The sequence below is a fragment of the Streptomyces sp. NPDC029014 genome, assembly GCF_055564695.1.
Genome location: NZ_JBVHVT010000026.1, coordinates 78,687 through 98,129, shown reverse-complemented (window position 1 = coordinate 98,129; position 19,443 = coordinate 78,687). Strand labels below are relative to the sequence as shown.

20 protein-coding genes are annotated in these 19,443 nt (G+C 71.2%); 9 read left to right on the top strand and 11 right to left on the bottom strand.

Annotated elements, in window-relative coordinates:
- Positions 1–96: 96 nt before the first annotated feature.
- Positions 97–1,062 carry an amidohydrolase family protein gene (locus ACZ4VL_RS16815; RefSeq protein ID WP_468200222.1) on the bottom strand — a complete coding sequence of 322 codons (966 nt, stop codon included), beginning with the start codon at positions 1,060–1,062 and terminating at the stop codon, positions 97–99.
- A gap of 1,057 nt (positions 1,063–2,119) precedes the next feature.
- On the opposite strand from ACZ4VL_RS16815, the gene ACZ4VL_RS16810 reads away from it, so the two are divergent.
- A complete protein-coding gene (locus ACZ4VL_RS16810) occupies positions 2,120–2,800 on the top strand; it encodes a hypothetical protein (RefSeq protein ID WP_468200221.1) in 681 nt (226 codons plus the stop codon).
- A 763-nt stretch (positions 2,801–3,563) separates the two neighbouring features.
- On the top strand, positions 3,564–3,836 hold the full coding sequence (locus ACZ4VL_RS16805; RefSeq protein WP_468200220.1) for a DUF1876 domain-containing protein: 273 nt from the start codon (positions 3,564–3,566) through the stop codon (positions 3,834–3,836).
- A gap of 92 nt (positions 3,837–3,928) precedes the next feature.
- On the opposite strand, the gene ACZ4VL_RS16800 is transcribed toward ACZ4VL_RS16805, so the two are convergent.
- Positions 3,929–4,228: a DUF397 domain-containing protein gene (locus tag ACZ4VL_RS16800; RefSeq protein ID WP_468200219.1), complete on the bottom strand. Its 300-nt coding sequence runs from the start codon at positions 4,226–4,228 to the stop codon at positions 3,929–3,931.
- Positions 4,225–5,049 (bottom strand): helix-turn-helix domain-containing protein, encoded by an 825-nt coding sequence (locus tag ACZ4VL_RS16795; protein ID WP_468200218.1) that lies wholly within the window; start codon positions 5,047–5,049, stop codon positions 4,225–4,227. Before ACZ4VL_RS16795 ends, ACZ4VL_RS16800 begins: the two co-directional genes overlap by 4 nt.
- 138 nt (positions 5,050–5,187) lie before the next feature.
- Here ACZ4VL_RS16795 and ACZ4VL_RS16790 point away from each other — a divergent pair, with 138 nt between their 5' ends.
- The 3 genes from ACZ4VL_RS16790 (at position 5,188) to ACZ4VL_RS16780 (ending at position 6,200) form a co-directional block, all read left to right on the top strand.
- Entirely contained in the window at positions 5,188–5,556 is a 369-nt protein-coding gene (locus ACZ4VL_RS16790; protein WP_468200236.1) for an ATP-binding protein, read from the top strand.
- Between the two features lie 111 nt (positions 5,557–5,667).
- Complete coding sequence (locus tag ACZ4VL_RS16785; protein WP_468200216.1) at positions 5,668–5,949, top strand: type II toxin-antitoxin system Phd/YefM family antitoxin; 282 nt, start codon at positions 5,668–5,670, stop codon at positions 5,947–5,949.
- Positions 5,946–6,200 carry a Txe/YoeB family addiction module toxin gene (locus tag ACZ4VL_RS16780; RefSeq protein ID WP_468200215.1) on the top strand — a complete coding sequence of 85 codons (255 nt, stop codon included), beginning with the start codon at positions 5,946–5,948 and terminating at the stop codon, positions 6,198–6,200. Before ACZ4VL_RS16785 ends, ACZ4VL_RS16780 begins: the two co-directional genes overlap by 4 nt.
- Before the next feature lie 77 nt (positions 6,201–6,277).
- On the opposite strand, the gene ACZ4VL_RS16775 is transcribed toward ACZ4VL_RS16780, so the two are convergent.
- Positions 6,278–7,084 carry a VOC family protein gene (locus ACZ4VL_RS16775; protein WP_468200234.1) on the bottom strand — a complete coding sequence of 269 codons (807 nt, stop codon included), beginning with the start codon at positions 7,082–7,084 and terminating at the stop codon, positions 6,278–6,280.
- A gap of 160 nt (positions 7,085–7,244) precedes the next feature.
- Entirely contained in the window at positions 7,245–8,168 is a 924-nt protein-coding gene (locus tag ACZ4VL_RS16770) for a hypothetical protein (RefSeq protein ID WP_468200213.1), read from the bottom strand.
- Between the two features lie 171 nt (positions 8,169–8,339).
- On the opposite strand from ACZ4VL_RS16770, the gene ACZ4VL_RS16765 reads away from it, so the two are divergent.
- Positions 8,340–8,786: a DUF7144 family membrane protein gene (locus tag ACZ4VL_RS16765; protein WP_468200211.1), complete on the top strand. Its 447-nt coding sequence runs from the start codon at positions 8,340–8,342 to the stop codon at positions 8,784–8,786.
- A gap of 137 nt (positions 8,787–8,923) precedes the next feature.
- Here ACZ4VL_RS16765 and argS read toward each other — a convergent pair whose 3' ends face one another.
- Positions 8,924–10,693, bottom strand: a complete 1,770-nt coding sequence (gene argS, locus ACZ4VL_RS16760) for an arginine--tRNA ligase (RefSeq protein WP_468200209.1) — start codon at positions 10,691–10,693, stop codon at positions 8,924–8,926.
- Positions 10,694–10,926: 233 nt separating this feature from the next.
- Between argS and lysS the strand changes: the two genes are divergently transcribed.
- Both lysS and ACZ4VL_RS16750 read left to right on the top strand, forming a co-directional pair.
- A complete protein-coding gene (gene lysS / locus ACZ4VL_RS16755) occupies positions 10,927–12,651 on the top strand; it encodes a lysine--tRNA ligase (RefSeq protein WP_468200208.1) in 1,725 nt (574 codons plus the stop codon).
- A 2-nt stretch (positions 12,652–12,653) separates the two neighbouring features.
- Entirely contained in the window at positions 12,654–13,268 is a 615-nt protein-coding gene (locus ACZ4VL_RS16750; RefSeq protein ID WP_468200206.1) for a hypothetical protein, read from the top strand.
- 30 nt (positions 13,269–13,298) lie between these two features.
- On the opposite strand, the gene ACZ4VL_RS16745 is transcribed toward ACZ4VL_RS16750, so the two are convergent.
- From ACZ4VL_RS16745 to ACZ4VL_RS16735, 3 genes are all read right to left on the bottom strand, one after another.
- Entirely contained in the window at positions 13,299–14,849 is a 1,551-nt protein-coding gene (locus ACZ4VL_RS16745; RefSeq protein ID WP_468200205.1) for a DUF2637 domain-containing protein, read from the bottom strand.
- Positions 14,850–14,975: 126 nt separating this feature from the next.
- Positions 14,976–15,752: a DUF3558 family protein gene (locus ACZ4VL_RS16740; protein ID WP_468200204.1), complete on the bottom strand. Its 777-nt coding sequence runs from the start codon at positions 15,750–15,752 to the stop codon at positions 14,976–14,978.
- Between the two features lie 129 nt (positions 15,753–15,881).
- Positions 15,882–16,751 carry a DUF3558 domain-containing protein gene (locus tag ACZ4VL_RS16735; protein ID WP_468200203.1) on the bottom strand — a complete coding sequence of 290 codons (870 nt, stop codon included), beginning with the start codon at positions 16,749–16,751 and terminating at the stop codon, positions 15,882–15,884.
- Between the two features lie 192 nt (positions 16,752–16,943).
- On the opposite strand from ACZ4VL_RS16735, the gene ACZ4VL_RS16730 reads away from it, so the two are divergent.
- The gene (locus ACZ4VL_RS16730; RefSeq protein WP_468200201.1) at positions 16,944–18,137 is read left to right on the top strand and encodes an RtcB family protein; all 1,194 of its coding nucleotides are present in this window, start codon (positions 16,944–16,946) and stop codon (positions 18,135–18,137) included.
- A gap of 49 nt (positions 18,138–18,186) precedes the next feature.
- On the opposite strand, the gene ACZ4VL_RS16725 is transcribed toward ACZ4VL_RS16730, so the two are convergent.
- On the bottom strand, positions 18,187–18,942 hold the full coding sequence (locus ACZ4VL_RS16725) for an SDR family NAD(P)-dependent oxidoreductase (RefSeq protein ID WP_468200199.1): 756 nt from the start codon (positions 18,940–18,942) through the stop codon (positions 18,187–18,189).
- A 51-nt stretch (positions 18,943–18,993) separates the two neighbouring features.
- On the bottom strand, positions 18,994–19,329 hold the full coding sequence (locus ACZ4VL_RS16720; protein WP_468200198.1) for a YnfA family protein: 336 nt from the start codon (positions 19,327–19,329) through the stop codon (positions 18,994–18,996).
- Positions 19,330–19,443 lie beyond the last annotated feature (114 nt).

The following is a 19,443-nucleotide window of genomic DNA, read 5'->3' as shown; positions in this document are numbered from 1 at the left end:
CTAGGGAGGAGGAGGGCGGGCTCCACCCCCCCCCCCTCCCCCCCCCCCCCCCCCCCCCCCCCCCCCCCCCCCCCCCCCACTGCCTGCTCAGGTCACTCAGGGGGCGAGGCGGGCGGCGAGCGTCGGCAGCAGGCGGAGCGCATTGGCCCGGCCGATCTCGGCCCTCTCGGCCTCCGTCCACCCGTCGTACGCGGCGAAGCCGGCCGTGTTCTCGGTGGTGTGGGAGGCGGGCATGAAGGGGTAGTCGCTGCCGTACAGGATGTGGCCGGTACCCGCGAGACGGGTCAGGGCGGGCAGCGCGAACTCGTTGGCGGACATGGCGATGTCGTAGTGCAGCCGGCCCAGCGTGCCGATCACGTCCGCCGGGGCCCGGTCCGCCAGGTAGGCGCCGATCGTCGGGCCGTAGGTGAGTCGGCGGGCCAGGAACGGCAGGGTGCCGCCCGCATGCGAGAGGATCAGCTGCAGGTCGGGCAGCCGGTTGAGGACGCCGTTGAAGAGCAGGCTCGCCGCGGTGCGGGTGGTCTCGAAGGTGAACTCGTACAGCGACGCCGGCAGGTCGAAGGTCGCCAGGTCCCGGTTCGACGGGGTGGCCGGGTGGACGTGGACTACCGCGCCGCGCTCGGCGATCTCCGCGAACAGCGGCTCGAACTCCGGGTCTCCGAGGTAGCGCTGCCCGTACGAGGTCAGCACGCCCGCGCCGTCCAGCCCCAACTCGTCGAGCGCGTAGCGCAGTTCCTCGCGGGCGGCGGCCACGTCGGGCAGCGGCAGGATCGCGAACGCGCCGAATCGGGTGGGGTGTTCGCGGACCAGCTCGGCGAAGTACTCGTTCACGCGACGGGCCAGCTTCGGGGCGTCCGGGCCGTCGAGGAAGGTGACGCCGGGGGCGGTGATGGACAGGACGGCGGCGGCGATCCCGTGCGCGTCCATGACCTCCAGGCTGCGCTCGGGGGTCCACGTGGGGTAGTCCACGCCCGGGATGGCCTTCCGGTCGCCGAGGGCCTCGGCGTAGAGGGGCGGGACCGCGTGGTGGTGGACGTCGATCAGACCGGTGGGCGTGGGCATGCGGAAGCTCCTGGGGTGAGGACGGCGAAAGGGGACCGGCTCGATCGGCGGGCCACCCTTAACGGAGTGGCCACACGTGTTTCGACGTGCTGGGCTGCGAGGTGCTGGGCCGCGAGGTGCTGGGCTGCGGCCCGGCGCGCCAGCACCGCCACCAGGCCGCAGCACGGGCCCAGGCCCAGACCCGGGCCCAGGCCCGCCTGGCCCCGGCCCGTGCCCGCCTTGCTCGCCGCGCCCTGCCCATGCGGTGCACGGTAGGACGGGGGCGGTGGCCGGTTCACGGGGCGGCGGGGGAGTCCGTCAGCTTGGGGCGGGGCGGGGTGGGGCGGGGTGGAGGAGGTCGGCCAGGAGCCGCGGCGAGCGGGATGCCCGCACCCGGAGTCGGAGGCGTATCCGGGGGCTTCCCGGTAGCCCATCGTCCTTTCGGTGCGGGCCGGCCCGTCAAGGGCGCTCCTTCGTCGCGTCGCTACGCGATGGCCTCCGGCCACCCTTGACAGACCGACCCACCCCGAAATGCCAAAGAGCTACCGGGAAGCCCCCGAAGGATGGCCAGGGGGACCATTCCACACACGGCCCTCGCCAGAGCAGCCGCCCCCTGCTCCGCCCCGCACCATCCCAGGCACCCGGGATAGCCAGGTCCCGGCCCCCGCCGCGCACGCGGGCACCAGAACCGGCTCCCCAAGCCCGCACCCGAGCCCCGCGGGGGCGGATGGGCGCCCAACCTGCCGGAAATGTTGACGACAAGCCCATCCAGCCCCCGCCAACGCCCCAGATCGCTACGCGCTCCTCCCTTCTCGGCGACTGACGGCCGTGTGGGGCTGGTGGGCGCCCCAGATCGCTACGCGCTCCTCATCGCTCGGCGGCTGACGGGCGTCGGGGCTGGGGGGTGCGCGGCGGCCGACGGTCACCTGGGGAGGCTGGGCGCGTCAGGGAGCCTGTGTGGGGTGATGTTCCGTTTTTGGCGGAGTTCGGGGTGTTCGAGGTCGCTGGGCGCATGCTTGTGATGAGGCTGTGACCTGGGCATATTCAGTCTTCTGGGGATGATCACTAGGGTGTCGACGTGAGTGATACGACGCCGGTGGGCGGATTCCGGAAGAAGGCCTGGGTGCTGAACGTGGCCCTGGGGCTGGTGGTCGCCGCGGTGGTCTTCTATGTCCTGAGGTCCGCGACGGATGTGGGCAGCGACGCGCCCACGGCTGCCGCGCCGTCGACGCGGCCCACCGTGGCGGAGCGGTCCATGATCGGGTTGGCTGACGTGTTCCCCGACCAGGTGGCCGACGGCACTGGCGGTACGTACACGAAGGTGGGCGCGGTGGTACTGAAGTCGTGCACCGAACCCGACTCGGTCGGACCGGCCCTCGCCGACTACATAACCCAGAGCAAGGGATGCGTCGGCGAGCAGGTCGCGCTGTACAAGGACGGCAAGAACAACCAGTTCAACCTGGCCGTCTTCACCATGAAGGACCCCCTCGACACCGTGAAGCTGGTGACCCGCCTCGGATCGGCGCCCATGGACTACCAGGTGGGCGCGCAGGCCCCGCCGCCGGCATCGGGTCTGAAGACCCTCCCGCCGGACAGCGGCATGGTCCAGGCGTTCACCGGCCAGGGCCGCGCCATGGTGGTCGGCCTCGGCCAGTGGTCCGACGGCGCCACGCGCGACTACCAGCGCCTGGTCGACCGCCTCACCCCCCTGCTGAACTCCGTCTCCGACCGCGTAGCCCGCTACGAGACCTCCTCCTGACCCGACGGTCGCCAGCCCGCCGACCCGTGCCATCGACGGCCGTCAGTCGCCGAGCGCCCACCAGTCGCCGAGTGCCTACCAGTCCCGACGGCGGTCAGTCGCCGAGCAATGAGGAGCGCGTAGCGATCTGGGCGCCCAGCAGCCCCAGGCGGCGGTCGGTCGCCGAGACGCGAGGAGCGCGTAGCGATCTGAGGCGCTCCCCGCCCCAGGCGGCGGTCAGTCGCCGAGACGCGAGGAGCGCGTAGCGATCTGGGGCGTTGGCGGGGGCTGGATGCGCTTCTCTTCGACATTTCCAGCAGGTTGGGGCCGTCTGGCTCCCGAAGGGGCCCCGGTGGGCCCCGGTAGGGACCTTGGGAGCGCTTTTGGTGCCCGCGTGCCCGGCGGGGGGCGGGAGCTGGCTATCCCGGGTGCCTGGGATGCTGCGGGGCGAAGCAGGGGGGCGGCTGCTCTGGCGAGGGCCGTGTGTGGAATGGCCCCCCTGGCCATCCTTCGGGGGCTTCCCGGCAGCTCTTTGGCATTTCGGGGTGGGTCGGTCTGTCAAGGGTGGCCGTAGGTCATCGCGAAGCGACGCGACGACGAAGGAGGAGCGCCCTTGACTGACCGGCCCGCACCGAAAGGACAATGGGCTGACGGGACGCCCCCGGATACGCCTCCGACCCCGCCCGGCCGTGATCCTGTGCCCGCCGCAGCGCCGCCCGCTCGCGTTCCCTCTGCCCCGGGCGCACCCTGGAGTGAAAAGGGTGAGCCCTGGAGGTGATGCACCATGTCCACACTCGTCGGGTGGCACGTGGAGCTCGAATTCACCGAGGACGGTCACCGCACCACTGCGGCGGCCATGGTCAGACTCGGTGACGGCTCCGAGATGCGGGCGCGCGGCTACGCCATGCGTCACCCCTCCGACCCGGAGCAGCTGCGGGTCGGTGAGGAGATCGCAGGCGCGCGTGCGCTGATGGATCTCGCGTCCCAGATGTTGCAGAAGGCCCACGGAGAGATCGACGAGGCGACGGGCCGGCACTCATACCCGCTTTCTCGCTGACCCGTAGATCGCTACCGCTGTACCCAATGCCCGCGCGGCCTGCTCGCGCCCCGGTAGGGGCGTGAGCAGGCCTTTCCGGCGTGCGGGTGGTGTTATCCGGCAACCCAGCCGGTCAGTGCCGACCAGGCGCCGGGGGTCAGGTCCAGCACCGGGCCGTCGGCGACCTTGGAGTCCCGGACGTGGACCGTTCCGGGGCAGGCGGCGACCTCGACGCAGTTGCCGCCGTCACTCCCGCTGTAGCTGGACTTCCGCCAGTCGACGGCGACTTCGAGGCAGTTGCCACCCTGTTCGGTGCTGCAGCTCGACTTCCGCCAGGCCATGGCGACTTCCAGGCACGCGCCGCCTTGCTCGGTGCTGTAGCTGGACTTGAACCACGTCAGTGCGGTGTTCATTGCTCTCCTAGCAGCCGGTCCAACTCGGCTCTCGTCTCATCCGGGTTGAGAGCCTGTGTCCGCAGCATCGCATACCTGCGCTCCAGGATGCTCACCTCGTTCATGTTGGTGATGAGCTGACTCCCTCGCTGCGTTTCCGTGTACGCCAGGCGCTGGTGGTCGGGGGTCTCCAAGAGCACGAAGGGGCCGTCGAGCGCCGGGTGGCTGGTGCGGTCCAGGGGGTACATCTGGATGGATACGCCTGGCAGCTGCGAGCAGCTGATCAGATGCATGAGCTGCTCCCGGTAGACCTCCGGGCCGCCCAACTTCAGGTGCAGGACCGGTTCCCAGATGACGAAGCTGAGGGTGACCGGTGTCTCGCGGCGCAGTATCTCCCGGCGTGCGGTGCGGATCGCCGTCTGCGCAGTGACCAGATCGGTCGAGAGAAGTGGAATGCGGCTGCGGAACACCGCCTCCGCGTAGGAGTCGGTCTGGAGCAGCCCTGGCAGCACTTGGTTCTCGTACGAGGAAATCGCAAGGGCATCACGCTCGGCAGCCAAATACTCCTCGGCCCACGCCGGAATTTGATCCACAGCAGGAAGCTCCGCCACCCCCGCCGCCAGCACCCCACCCGAGTCCAGCACCCGGTCCATCAGTTCTGCGACATCCGGCTTCAGGGTCCGTCTGCCCTGTTCGATCGACGAGATCGTCTCCTCTTCCAACCGCACCAACTTCGCCAGTTGGCGTTGTGTCAGGTTCTTCCGGGTCCGGAGTACGGCCACCTGTGCCCCGACCATCTTCAGGGCGGTGCCGTTCTTCGGTACGCGTTTCCTCGGCGGCATGAATGCGGACTCCCCACCTGCGCCCGTGATGTACCCGTACCGACCCGTACCAATCGTTTGGTACGGGCGGTCGCACTGTCCACGGTAGTCACGGAACGCGACGATCGCCCCGTGATCCAGGAGATTGAACCCGCCCTCATGAGGGACCGCTATTTCGCGCGCTCCCACCAAACCGTCGCCACTGCCAGGGAGTTCACGGCGGAAACGCTTGACGCGTGGGGTGTCACCCACCACCGCGATGGCATGTTGCTCTGCGTGAGCGAACTGGCGACCAACGCCCTCCGCTACGGCGTTTCGCCCGGCCGCTACTACCGCGTCCGGCTCATCGCCTCCGAGACCACCGTGCGCCTGGAGGTCCACGACAGCGGCCCGGGCCTGTCCAACACCCGGGTCGGCGACGGTCGCGGCCTGCGTATCGTCGAGGCCCTCTCGGACCGGTGGGGCGCGCTGCCGAGGTCGCCGGGGAAGTCGGTGTGGTGCGAGTTCGGCAGGCCGGGGAGGGCGTGACCGGCATGGGTCGCGTCAAGGTTCGACTGGAGCGCGGGACTGGTACGGTAATGCCGTACGAGTACGAGACTGTACGAGTCTGCGCGTGACTCCGCATCGGGAGGTCAGTCCATGTCGATCTCGGCCAATGAGGCCCGGCAGCGCTTTTACCCGCTGATTCGGCAGGTGAACGAGGACCACGTGCCCATAGAGGTCACTTCCCGGGAGCACGGCGACGTGGTGATCATGTCTGCCGAGGACTTCCGGTCCTGGCAGGAGACGGTCTACCTGCTGCGCTCTCCACGCAACGCACAGATCCTCATGGAATCGATCGCAGAGCTGGACGCCGGCCAGGGCCAGGCCAGAGAGCTGATCGACGTCGAGGGCGAGGAAGGGACCGGGTCTGCCGCGTGAAGGTCGTCTTCTCGGGGCGGGCATGGGAGCAGTACACGTACTGGGCCACCGCCGACCCTAAGGTCCTCAAGCGGATCAACCGCTTGATCAAGGAGATCCAGCGCACCCCGTTCGAAGGGACCGGAAAGCCGGAACCGCTCAAGGAGAACCTGTCGGGTTGGTGGTCCCGGCGGATCACCGACGAGCACCGGCTGGTCTACCGGGTCAAGGACCAAGCGGTGGAGGTCGCCCAGGCCCGCTACCACTACTGAGTGCGGCGGGCCTCCGGCCCGCCGCACTCGTTCGGTGGCGGCCCGGAAACCCGTCGGCCCATGGGCCCGTCGGCCCCTTACATCGGGTCGGGCGGTGCCGGGGCGTCGTTCGGCTTGATGACGGCGAAGACCGCGCCCTGCGGGTCGGCGAGGACGGCCATCCTGCCGACCGGCATGTCGAAGGCGGGCGCCATGACGCTGCCGCCGGCCTTCTCGCAGGCGGCCTGCGTCGCGTCGGCGTCGGCGACGCGGAAGTACGCCAGCCAGTGCGGCGGCGTGCCCTTCGGGTGCTGGTCCAGGGACATCACGCCACCCACGGACCGGTCGTTGACCTTGAGCTCGGTGTAGCCCTCGGCGCCGGGGATCTCGGAGGCGGCCGGCGTGATCGGGAGGATGGTGGCGTAGTAGCGGGCGGCCGCCTGCGGGTCGGAGGTGGCCAGTTCGTTCCAGGTCAGCGTGTTGTCCTCGTTGACGATCCCGGCGCCGGCGAAGGTGCCGGCCTGCCAGATGCCGTAGACGGCGCCGGTGGGGTCGGCGAGGACGGCCATCCGGCCGAGGTCCATGACCTCCGTCGGGTCCACGATCGTGGTGCCGCCGGCCGCGGCGGCCGCCCTGACCACCTCGTGCACGTCGTGGACGGCCAGGTACGTGGTCCAGGCGGCCGGCGGCATCGGGTCGGGGACGGACCCGTCGGGGTTCATCGCCTTCATGATCCCGGCGACCGGCTGCCCCTGGTACTCGCAGACGGAGTACCCGCCGGTCTCGGGCGGGCCGACCTCGCCGGACCAGCCGAAGAGGCCGGCGTAGAAGTCGAGGGCGGCTTGCTGGTCGGGCACCATCAGGTCGATCCAGCACGGGGTGCCGGGTCTGTAGGAGCCGTTCATGGTGGGCACGGGGCCTCCGGGGGAGGAACGGGGACTGGACGCGCCGTTCCCTACCCGACCCTGCGCGCCGGAATCGGGCCGAACGGGTGATCGGTACCGGCGCCGGAAGGGAGCGGGGAGCAGCCGCGGCCCCCCGCGGGCACGGGCCGTGGCGCGGCCCTCAGAACTTGAGCCCCGAGAGTGTCTCGAAGAGGGCCGGGCCCAGATCGACCAGGGCCAGGAGGATCACTGCCAGGTTCAGCAACAGCCCCACGATGAGCAGCAGGCTGTACGGGCGTCGAAAGACCGAGCGCGCGCGGATCAGGCCGGTGAGGGCCATGAGCAGGACCAGGGAGCGCAGCAGGACGGACGCCCTCTCGGTCGTGGCGAGACCTGCGGCGGCGAGCAGTCCGGGCAGGAAGACCTCCCGGAACGAGTGCCGGACGAACGGCTTGGCACGGCGGGAGGGCCGGATCACCACGATCTGCGGCGACGGCGGTGTCGGCGGCGTAGGAGGCGGCGGTGGTGGCGGGTCGGCGGGCGTGAAGGGGATGGGGTGCGCGGTGGCCGCGTTCAGGCCGATCGAGCCGAGCGCGGTCACGCCCTGCCCCGCGGCCGCCTGCCCCGCGGCCGGCCCGCCCGGAGCCGGCTGAGCGGATCCCGCAGGCCCGGCCGACGGCGGGAGCGCCGGCACGGGCGGCACGGGCTGCGCGGGCGGCGTCGGGCCCGGTCGCCCCGCCGACGACGGGGGAGTCGCCGGTGGCGGTACGACAGGTGGTGGCGCCGGGGCGGCCGCCGGGGCCGCCCCGTACGCCTGGAGCGCGCCCGGACCACCGAGCAGCTGTTCCAGCAGGTCGCGCAGGGCGGTCGCGAAGGCCTGGTCCTGGTCGAGCTCGTCCGCCAGGGCGACGGTGGCCAGGGCGGTGGAGGCTTCGCCGGGCTCGTCGCGGAGCCTGCGCAGGGCCTCCGTGCCCGGCGCGGCGCTCCGCAGCCGGTCCTCCACGAGGACCCGTATGCGGGCCAGCAGCGTGGACTGCGCCGGGGAGCCGCTCCCGGCCCCGGTCAGGACCCGCAGTGCGGCGCGTGCCAGCCGTAAACCGTTCACGTTCGGCCTCCCCCAAGTCCGCCATGTTCGCCATGTCCCCCGTGCGGCCCCGCCCCTGGCGGGGAGCCGATCGTACGGCGGCCGGAGTGCCGACGGGAGACCCCCGTGACACGCTGAAACAGGGGATCGCCGTCCTGGCGGGGCAGGCCGGCCAGCCAGAAGGAGAAAGAGATGGCAAGCGACGCTGCCGGATCCCGGACGAACCCCGCCCGCCCGCACCCCACGCACGCCCCGGTATCCGGCATGACCACCATGGCGGCAGCATTCATGATCTTCGGCGGGGTGATGGCGGTCTTCGAAGGCATCTCGGCCATCGCCACGGATTCGCTGTTCGTGACGACCCGCCACTACGTCTTCGAGTTCGACCTGACGGGTTGGGGCTGGATCCACCTGATCCTCGGCATCGTGCTCGTCTTCGCCGGTTTCGCCGTGATCAGCGGAGCGCTGTGGGCGCGGTACTTCGGTGTGGCCATCGCCAGCCTGGGCGCTATCGCCAACTTCCTGTGGCTGCCGTACTACCCCTGGTGGGCCCTCGTCCTCATCGCCGTCAACATCCTCGTCATCTGGGCGCTGTGCATGGGCATGCACCGGGAAGCGGACGAGGGCCTGGTCGCCTGAGCGGCCCCGAAGCCCCGAGTCCCGAGCCCCGCCCCGAGCCCCGAGTCCCAAGCCCCCGAGTCCCGAACGCGGGAACGCCCCCGCCCCCGTCGGCACCTGCTGCCGACGGGGGCGGGGCGTTCGCAGCCGGGCGCGCGTCAGAGGCGCTCGGGGGTGCGGATGCCGAGCAGGGACATGCCCTTGGTCAGCGTCCGCGCGGTCAGGTCGCACAGGAAGAGGCGGTTCTCGACCTGCTCCGGGGTGTCGGCCTTGAGGACCGGGCACTCGGCGTAGAAGGTCGTGTACAGCGAGGCCAGCTGGTACAGGTACGCGGCCAGCTTGTGCGGGGCGTACTCGGCGGCCGCTTCGGCGATCAGCTCGCCGAAGCCGTCCAGGTGCAGGCCGAGGGCCCGCTCGGACGGGGTCAGCGCCAGCTCGGCGTGCGCGGCCGGCTTCGCGTCGCCCGCCTTCCGCAGGATCGACTGGATACGGGCGTACGCGTACTGGAGGTACACGGACGTGTCACCGGTCAGCGACACCATCTGGTCCAGGTCGAACTTGTAGTCCCGGGCCGCGGACGTCGACAGGTCGGCGTACTTCACCGCGCCGATGCCCACCTGGGCGCCCCGCTCGACGATCTCCTGCTCCGTGAGGTCCTGGGCCTTCTCCCGGACGACGGCCGCGGCGCGGTCGATCGCCTCGTCCAGCAGGTCCACCAGCCGCACCGTCTCGCCCTCGCGGGTCTTGAACGGCTTGCCGTCGGCACCCAGCACGGTGCCGAACGCCAGCTGCACGGCCTTGGTGTCCTCGTTCAGCCAGCCGGCCCGCCGGGCCGTCTCGAAGACCATCTTGAAGTGCAGCGCCTGGCGGGCGTCCACCACGTACAGCAGGCTGTTCGCCTTCAGGTTGCCGACGCGGTCGCGGATCGCCGACAGGTCGGTGGCCGCGTAGCCGAAGCCGCCGTCCGACTTCTGGACGATCAGCGGGGTCGGGTTGCCGTCCGGGCCCTTGAACTCCTCGAAGAACACGCACAGCGCGCCCTCCGAGCGGACCGCGACGCCCGACTCCTCCAGCATCCGGCAGGTCTCCACCAGCATGTCGTTGTAGCCGGACTCGCCGACGATGTCGGCGTCCCGGACGTCCATGTCCAGCTTGTTGAAGACCGAGTAGAAGTAGATCTTCGACTCGTCCACGAACCGCTGCCACAGCGCGAGGGTCTGCTCGTCGCCCGCCTGGAGGTCGACCACCCGGGCCCGGGCGCGGGTCTTGAACTCCTCGTCGGAGTCGAACAGCGCGCGCGAGGCCTTGTACAGGCGGTTGAGGTTGGACATGGCCTCCTCGCCGGACGCTTCCGCGTCGGACTCGGCGGCCTTGTGGTCCAGCTCGTGCGGGTGCTCGATCAGGTACTGGATGAGCATGCCGAACTGGGTGCCCCAGTCGCCGATGTGGTGGCGGCGGACCACCTGCTCGCCCGTGAACTCCAGGATCTCGACCATCGCGGCGCCGATCACCGCGGACCGCAGGTGGCCGACGTGCATCTCCTTGGCCACGTTCGGCTGGGCGTAGTCGATCACCGTGGTGCCGGCGTTCTCGTTGACCGGGACGCCGAGCCGGGCGTCCGCGGCGCGTGCCGCCAGCGTCTCGACGATCGCCCGGTCGGAGACCGTGATGTTGAGGAAGCCGGGGCCGGAGACCTCGATCTCCTCGATGACCCCGCCCTTGTCCAGGCCCTCGACGACCGTGGTCGCCAGCTCGCGCGGGTTGGCCTTCGCCTTCTTCGCGAGCGCCAGGATGCCGTTGGCCTGGAAGTCGGCCCGGTCGCTTCGTCGCAGCAGCGGGTCGGCCGCACCGGCCTCCGGCAGGGCGGAGACGAGGGCGTCGGCGACGCGCTGATGGACGGAAGAAGCGAGGGAAGGGACCGAGGCCATGAGCTGCCGTTCCTGTGAGGTGTGCGGTGTGCGTGCACTTGGGTGTTCCGACAAGTGCCGAGTATCCCACGTGCCCGCGTCCCATTTCCCGGGATAACCGGGCAAGGCCCGTCCTCCCGGGAAGGCCCCCCGGGAAGGCCCCCCGGTAAGGCCCGCCGGGAAAGCAACCCCGAACCGCCCGCTTCCGTCTGGGAGAATGGCTGAAGCCAGCATTCGAGATAGAAGGACGTGTCGTGGCTCAGAGCAGCACCGAGACCGACTGGGTCTCCCGTTTCGCGGACGAGGTCATCGCCGAGGCGGAGCGCCGAGCACCCGGCAAACCTGTCGTCGTCGCGTCCGGACTCTCCCCCTCCGGCCCGATCCACCTCGGCAACCTCCGCGAGGTCATGACCCCGCACCTGGTCGCCGACGAGATCCGCCGCCGCGGTTTCGAGGTCCGCCACGTCCTGTCCTGGGACGACTACGACCGCTACCGCAAGGTACCCAAGGGCATCCCCGGCGTGACCGAGGAGTCCCACGCGCAGCACATCGGCCGCCCGCTGACCTCCGTGCCCGCCCCGGCCGGGTCCGCGTACCCGAACTGGGCCGAGCACTTCAAGGCCGCCATGGTCCAGGCCCTGGCCGAGCTGGGCGTCGAGTACGACCCGATCAGCCAGACCGAGCAGTACACCTCGGGCGCCTACCGCGACCAGGTGCTGTTCGCGATGAAGCACCGCGGCGACATCGACGCGATCCTCGCGCAGTACCGCACCAAGCCCAAGGCCGTGAAGAAGTCGCAGAAGCCGGTCGACGAGGCCGAGCTGGAGGCCGCCGAGGGCTCCGGCGCCGCCGCCGAGGACGACGGCAGCGCCGAGGGCGCCGAGTACTTCCCGTACAAGCCGTACTGCGGCGAGTGCGGCAAGGACTTCACCAAGGTCACCTCGTACGACGACGAGACGACCGAGCTGACCTACGTCTGCACCGAGGACGACTTCACCGAGACGGTCAAGCTCAGCGAGTTCAACCGCGGCAAGCTCGTCTGGAAGGTCGACTGGCCGATGCGCTGGGCCTTCGAGGGCGTCGTCTTCGAGCCCTCCGGCGTCGACCACTCCTCGCCCGGCTCCTCCTTCCAGGTCGGCGGCCAGGTCGTGGGCCTCTTCGGCGGCGAGCAGCCGATCGGCCCGATGTACGCGTTCGTCGGCATCAGCGGCATGGCGAAGATGTCCTCCAGCAAGGGCGGCGTCCCGACGCCGGGCGACGCGCTGGAGATCATGGAGCCGCAGCTGCTGCGCTGGCTGTACGCCCGCCGCAGGCCCAACCAGAGCTTCAAGATCGCCTTCGACCAGGAGATCCAGCGGCTCTACGACGAGTGGGACAAGCTGGAGGCCAAGGTCGCCGACGGCTCCGTGCTGCCCGCCGACGCCGCCGCGCACACCCGCGCCGTCCGCGTCGCCTCGCACGAGCTGCCGCGCACCCCGCGCCCGATGCCGTACCGGACCCTGGCGTCCGTCGTCGACGTCACCGCCGGCCACGACGAGCAGACCCTGCGCATCCTCTCCGACCTGGACCCGGCCAACCCGCTGGCCTCCCTCGACGAGGTCCGCCCGCGCCTGGACCGCGCCGAGAACTGGATCACCACCCAGGTCCCGGCCGACCAGCGGACCCTGGTGCGCGAGGCGCCCGACGCCGAGCTCCTCGCCTCCCTGGACGACGAGGGCCGCCGCTCGCTGGAGCTGCTGCTGGAGGGCCTGGACTCGCACTGGTCGCTGGACGGGCTCACCACCCTCGTCTACGGCGTCCCGAAGGTCATGGCCGGTCTCGACCCCGAGGCCAAGCCGACCCCGGAGCTGAAGGTGGCCCAGCGCCAGTTCTTCGCCCTGCTCTACCGCCTCCTGGTCACCCGGGAGACCGGCCCGCGCCTGCCCACGCTGCTGCTCGCGGTCGGGGCGGACCGGGTGCGCAAGCTCCTGGCGGCCTGACCGTGGCGTACGAAGGGCCCCGCCGGGAATCCGGCGGGGCCCTTCCCCTTCCCGGGGCCGCGCCGGACGGGGAACGCCGGGAGGACCTGCGGCTGCGCCAGCTGGACCTGCTGCGCGGGATGCAGGCGCTGCCGTACCTGCGGGAGCCGGCGCTGGCGGCACTCGGGGCGACCGAAGAGGAGCTGGCGGCCTCCGGCGACCGGGCCGATGCCGGGCTGCCGAGGCCCGTCGAACTCACCCGGTACCGGCTGTCGCTGTGGCCCGCCTACGCCTTCGAGTTCCGGCACCACCCGGAGCAGGTGGTGCGGAAGTGTCTGGACCGGGCGGCCTTCGTCCGGGTCGCCGGGGCGGCGCCGGCCGCTGACCGGCATCCGGAGCCGTGGCGGATCCTGCGCGACGAGATGCTGGCCGGGGCCGGCGGCGAGGACGGCCCCGCCGACGGCGCTCCCTGGACCGGTGTCGTGCCGATCGACGTCTGGACCCCGTACGAGTCGTACGCGGCGACCAGCCCGGTCGACGGGCGGCGGTATTTCCTGCGGTTCGGCTGGGGCCTGCTCCAGGAGATCGCCCCCCTCGACGTGGAGCCGGAGCCCCGGCCGCACCAGGACGCGTCCTAGGCCCGGCCGGCCGGGCCGGGAGCGGGCGTCCTACGCGATGTGCTCGTTCTCCAGGTCGCGCTGGTACCGCTGCTTCAGCTCCGGCATGAGCCGGCGGAGCACGGACGCGCTGCGCGGGTGCACGATCCCCAGCCGGTCGGCGAGGTGTATGTCCACCTGCTCCGGGTTCGGGAACTGGCCGTTCTCGTCGATGAACGCCCGGAAGACCTCGTACGCGGCCTCCGCGAACTTCACCTCGTCGATCGCCTCCGCATCGGCCTCGGCCTCCGCAGCGTCCTGCGGGCCGACGGCCCCCGGCACGGCGGCCTCCGCCCCGTCCGCCGCCGGCGCCGGGAACAGGGCGTCCTGGCCCTCGGTCTGCGCCTGCGCGTCGAGTGCCTGCTGGGCGGCCCGGGCCTGCCGCTGGACGTCCAGTGCCTGCTGGGCCGCGAGGGCCTGCTCCGCCTCCGGCAGCTCGGGGCCGGCCGGGGCCATCACCGGGGTGGGCTCCAGGCCCTCCACGTACTGCGGGTTGTAGCCGCCCTCGTACGCCGCCTGCGGGGCCTTCGGCCCGGCGAACCAGGCGCTGTCGTGGGCCGCGGGCATGGCCGTCGGGTCCACCGCGAACGCCGCCTGGGGATGCTGCTTCGACCCCTGGACCTGCCCCTGGACCTCCCCCTGGCCCGGTACCTGCGCCGGCACCTGCATCTGGCCCGGCACCGGCACCGGCACCTGCCCGGGGACCTGGCCCGGGACCAGCTGCTGCGGCAGCTCCGCCCCCGCCGCCCGGCCCGGACCGGGTGCCGGGGCCTGCTGCGCCGCGGCTGCCGCGGCCGCAGGGACCGCGGCGGCCGCCGGGACCGCCTCCAGGACCGGCGCCCGCGTCCCCGCGGCCACCGGGGGCAGCAGCACCGGGTCGATGCCCGCAGCCGCCAGCCCCTCCGGGGCCGTCTGCGACAGCGGGACACCGATCCGGGCCAGCCGCAGCGGCATCAGCGCCTCCACCGGAGCCTTGCGCCGCCACGCGCGCCCGAACCGGGCCTGGAGCCGCGCCTGGTAGATCAGCCGGTCCTGCTCCATGCCGACCGCCTGCTCGTACGAACGCAGCTCCCACAGCTTCATCCGGCGCCACAGCTTGAAGGTGGGGACCGGCGAGAGCAGCCAGCGGGTGATGCGGACGCCCTCCATGTGCCGGTCCGCGGTGATGTCCGCGATCCGGCCCACGGCGTGCCGCGCCGCCTCCACCGTGACCACGAACAGGATCGGGATCACGGCGTGCATGCCCACGCCCAGCGGGTCCGGCCAGGCCGCGGCGCCGTTGAAGGCGATGGTCGCCGCGGTCAGCAGCCACGCCGTCTGGCGCAGCAGCGGGAACGGGATCCGGATCCACGTCAGCAGCAGGTCCAGCGCCAGCAGCACGCAGATGCCCGCGTCGATGCCGATGGGGAACACCAGCGAGAAGTTGCCGAACCCCTTCTTCAGCGCGAGCTCACGGACCGCGGCGTACGAGCCCGCGAAGCCGATGCCGGCGATGACGACGGCTCCCGCGACCACGACGCCGATGAGTATCCGGTGCGTTCGAGTCAGCTGCATCGCGGCCACCCGCGATCCCCTCCCCTAGTCGAGCTACGGCAGGCACAGCGTACGGCCGACTGTACGGGTGACTGAATGTCAGCCTCCACAAAGTCCGGCCGATCCGCCGTGCATCTCCCGCGAATGGGCCGAGGCCTACTGGGCCGACGGGGAAGCCTGCTGGTCAGGCTGCTTCGACTGCTGGCCGGCGGAGCCGACCGAGGCGACGATCTCCTTGGCCGCGGTGATCGCGTCCTGGAGCAGCTTGGCCTGATCCGGTGCCCCTGCGCCCTCGTAGGCGGCACCGTTGTAGTCGACGGTGACGACCACGTTCTGGGTGCGGGCGACGACGGTCGTGTTGAAGAAGTCCACGTCCTTCTTCACGCCGAGGACGACGGAGGTGGCCTGGTCGCCGACGCCGCCGGCCTGCTCGGCCTTCACGTCCTTCGCGCCCTCGGTGGCCTTGGCGGCCTCGATCTGCTTGTTGTACTGCTCCTCGGCGCGCTTGTTCGCGCTGCCGAGCGAGGCGTGGGACTCGTAGCGGACCAGGGAGACCGACAGCCAGCGGTACTGCGAGCCCTTCAGGCCGTCCTCGTCCAGGCCGTTCCAGGAGCAGCTGGCGCGGGTTGCCAGGTCGTTCGACTTGGTGGCCGTACCGTTCTTGTCCTTGGCCTCCGGGACCAGGCTCTCGACGGTCTTCGCCTGGAGGGTCTTGCAGGGCTCGGGCAGCGTGGCGAACGCCGCCTTCTCCAGCACGGTCGACGGCTTGCCGTTCGGCTTGGCGGAGGCCGAGGCGGAGGCCTTGCCGCCGCTGTCGGAGCCCTTGCCCTTGCCCTTGTCCGAATCGGAGGAGCATCCGGCGGCGGCGAGGATCACCGGTATGACGGCTGCGCAGGCGAGCACGCGGGTGAGACGCGAGGCTGATCGGTGCATGGTTCCTTCAGTACGTTGTGGGCGCGTTGTGTCAGAACGCGGTGCGGGCGCGGGACCCGAGCAACGGTAGCCCGATCCGGAGGACGCCTGCTGTGCGCGCGGTCACCTCCGGGGCGGCCGCGGCCGCGTTCAGTCGTTGAACCGTTCGACGAGGGCCAGGGCCAACTGCCGTGCCTTGTCCTGGGTTTCGGGGCTGGAGGGGATCGTGCCGGGCAGCGCGGGCTGCACGCTGTACTCGACGGTGACGATGACGTTCGCGGTGCGGAAGACGATCCGCACGTTCCGCGCCTGGACGGCGCTGGCGCCGGCCGCGCTCAGCTTGTCCTCGATGAAGGCCTCGGTGCCGAGCCCTTCGAGGACGCGGGAGCCGAGCTCGGGCGCGGGCGCGGGCGAGGCGGCGCCGGTGCTGCCGCCGGGCGAAGGGGCGCCGGAGGCGGTCGCGGGCGGGGCGGCCGGGGCGCCGGTCTGCGTCGGGCTCGGAGCGGGGGCCGCACCGCTCGGGGCCGCACCGCTCGGGGCGGCGGTCGGACCCGGGAAGGGCAGGTGTGCGTCGGTGAGGCGGCGGACGTAGACCTGCTTGGCCTTGTCGTCGTCGCTCGTCGTGGCCCGGTCGTACGAGACGACCCGCTCGAAGCGGACCGCGAGCAGCCGGGTCTCCTCGGGCGTCTGCGCCGTCCACCGGCAGCCCACGTGCCGGTCGGCGTCGTAGGAGGTGTCCGCGGTGCCCGCGTACAGCTGGACCTTCTGGTCCTCGGTGAGGGTGGTCGCCGCCGGGAGCATGGCCTTCAGGCGCTTGCCGTCCGCGGCCTTGCAGGGGGCGGGCAGACTGCGGTACTTCCCGGCGGGTGCGGGCGCCGGCGAGCTGTCGCCCGCCTTGGCATCGGTGGGGCCGGCGCCACCGCTCCCACTGGTGCACCCGGTCAGGCCGGCCGTCCCGGCGACGAGGGCGGTGAGCATCGCGATGCCCGGCAGGACTCGCCGTACCGCTTTGCGCTGCACGTCCACTGGCTCCCTTCGACCGGCCGGCCGCCCGGCGGTCAGGAAAATGCGTTGCCGCGCTTTGGACGCGGCTGGACACAATGTCTATCGCACACGCCGGTACCGGCGCCGGTCCCCTGTCTGTTTTGGGGCCAGAAGCGAGGGTTTTTGCCCTATCTGATTTTTCCGTGAGTTTCGGGGGATTAAGACGTTATGTCGTATGTAGAGGTTCCGGGAGCGAAGGTCCCGATACGGATGTGGGCCGATCCGGCGTCGGTCGAGCAGAGCGCGATGCGCCAGCTGGAGAACGTCGCGACCCTCCCGTGGATCAAGGGCCTGGCCGTCATGCCGGACGTCCACTACGGCAAGGGCGCCACCGTCGGATCCGTGATCGCCATGAAGGACGCGGTCTGCCCGGCGGCGGTCGGCGTGGACATCGGCTGCGGCATGTCCGCGGTCAAGACCTCCCTCACGGCGAACGACCTCCCCGGGGACCTGTCGGCGCTCCGCTCCAAGATCGAGCGGGCCATCCCGGTGGGCGCGGGCATGCACCGCGAGGCGCTGGACCCGGATCGCCTGTACGGCTTCCGGGACGCGGGCTTCGGGGACCTGTGGGAGCGCTTCGACTACATCGCGGACGCGGTGAAGTACCGCCGCGACCGGGCCCTGCGGCAGATGGGCACCCTGGGCAGCGGGAACCACTTCTGCGAGGTGTGCATCGACACCTCCGGCTCGGTGTGGCTCATGCTGCACTCCGGCTCCCGGAACATCGGCAACGAGCTCGCCGACTTCCACATCAACGTGGCCCGGAGCCTCGACCACAACCAGAACCTGGTCGACCGCGACCTCGCCGTGTTCCTCGCGGCCACGCCCGAGATGGACGCCTACCGCAACGACCTCTTCTGGGCGCAGGAGTACGCCAAGTACAACCGGGCCGCGATGATGAGCCTCCTCAAGGAGGTCTTCCGCAAGGAGTTCCGCAAGGCGAAGGTCTCCTTCGACCAGGAGATCAGCTGCCACCACAACTACGTGGCGGAGGAGCGGTACGACGGCATGGACCTGCTGGTCACCCGCAAGGGCGCGATCCGCGCCGGCAGCGGCGACTACGGGATCATCCCGGGCTCGATGGGCACCGGCTCGTACATCGTGAAGGGACTCGGCAACGAGATGTCCTTCAACTCGGCCTCGCACGGAGCGGGCCGGAAGATGAGCCGCACCGCAGCGAAAAAGCGCTTCTCGGCGCGGGACCTGGCGGAACAGACCCGGGGCGTGGAGTGCCGCAAGGACGTGGGCGTGGTCGACGAGATCCCGGGCGCCTACAAGTCGATCGAGCAGGTCATCGACCAGCAGACCGACCTCGTCTCGGTCGTCGCCAAGCTCAAGCAGGTCATCTGCGTCAAGGGCTGAACCCACCGGGAGGGCCCGGACCGAACGGTCAGGGCCCTCCCGTACACGATCACAGCTCCCGGTGCACCTTGGTGTTCGAAGCCTGGGCACGCGGCCGCACCACCAACAGATCGATGTTGACGTGGCTGGGCCGCGTCACCGCCCACGCGACCGTTTCGGCCACGTCGTCCGCGCTCAGCGGCTCGGCCACCCCCGCGTACACCTTGGCCGCCTTCTCGGTGTCACCACGGAACCGGGTGGTGGCGAACTCCTCCGTCTTGACCATGCCCGGCGCGATCTCGATCACCCGCACGGGCTGACCGACGATCTCCAGGCGCAGCGTCTCGGCGAGCACCCGCGCCCCGTTCTTGGCGGCCACGTACCCGCCGCCGCCCTCGTACGTGCCGTGCCCGGCCGTGGACGACAGCACCACGACCGTCCCGTCGCCGGACGCGACCAGCGCCGGCAGCAGCGCCTGCGTCATGTGCAGGGTGCCGATCACGTTGACCTCGTACATGGTGCGCCAGTCACCCGGATCACCGGTGGCGACCGGATCGGCCCCGAGCGCGCCACCCGCGTTGTTCACCAGCACGTCGCACCGCTCCAGGGAGGCCGCGAACGCATCGACGGCGCCGCGCTCCGTCACGTCCAGCGCATGCGCCACGGCAGACCCGCCACCGGCGGTGATCTCGTCGGCAAGGGCCTCGATCCGGTCCTTGCGGCGCGCGGTGAGGACGACGTGGTAGCCGGCCGCGGCGAGCTGCCGGGCGGTGGCCGCGCCGATGCCGCTGCTGGCGCCGGTGACTACGGCGGTCCGGGTGCTCATGTACGGGCTCCTCGTTCGTACGGGCGATTACCCGCCAGCATAAGCACGACCTCAGCGCCCCCGCGGGGCGTACATGATCACGGCCATCCCGCCCAGGCACACCAGCGCCCCCACGACGTCCCACCGGTCGGGCCGGTACCCGTCGGCAACGACGCCCCAGGCCAGCGACCCCGCAACGAAGACCCCGCCGTACGCCGCGAGCACCCGCGCGAAATCCCCCTGCGGCTGCAACGTCGCCACGAACCCGTACAGCCCGAGCGCAATGACCCCGGCCCCGACCCACGCCCACCCCTTGTGCTCGCGCACCCCTTGCCAGACGAGCCAGGCGCCGCCGATCTCCAGGAGGGCGGCGAGGGAGAACAACAGGACGGACCGCGCAACAAGCATCCCCCCACCCTACGCAGCCACCCCGCCGACCCCGCCCCCGTCGACGCCCTACCCGGCCCGAACGAAGGGCCGGACGCCGATCCGGCGGGAGCACGCAGCGATCTGTCGCGCTAC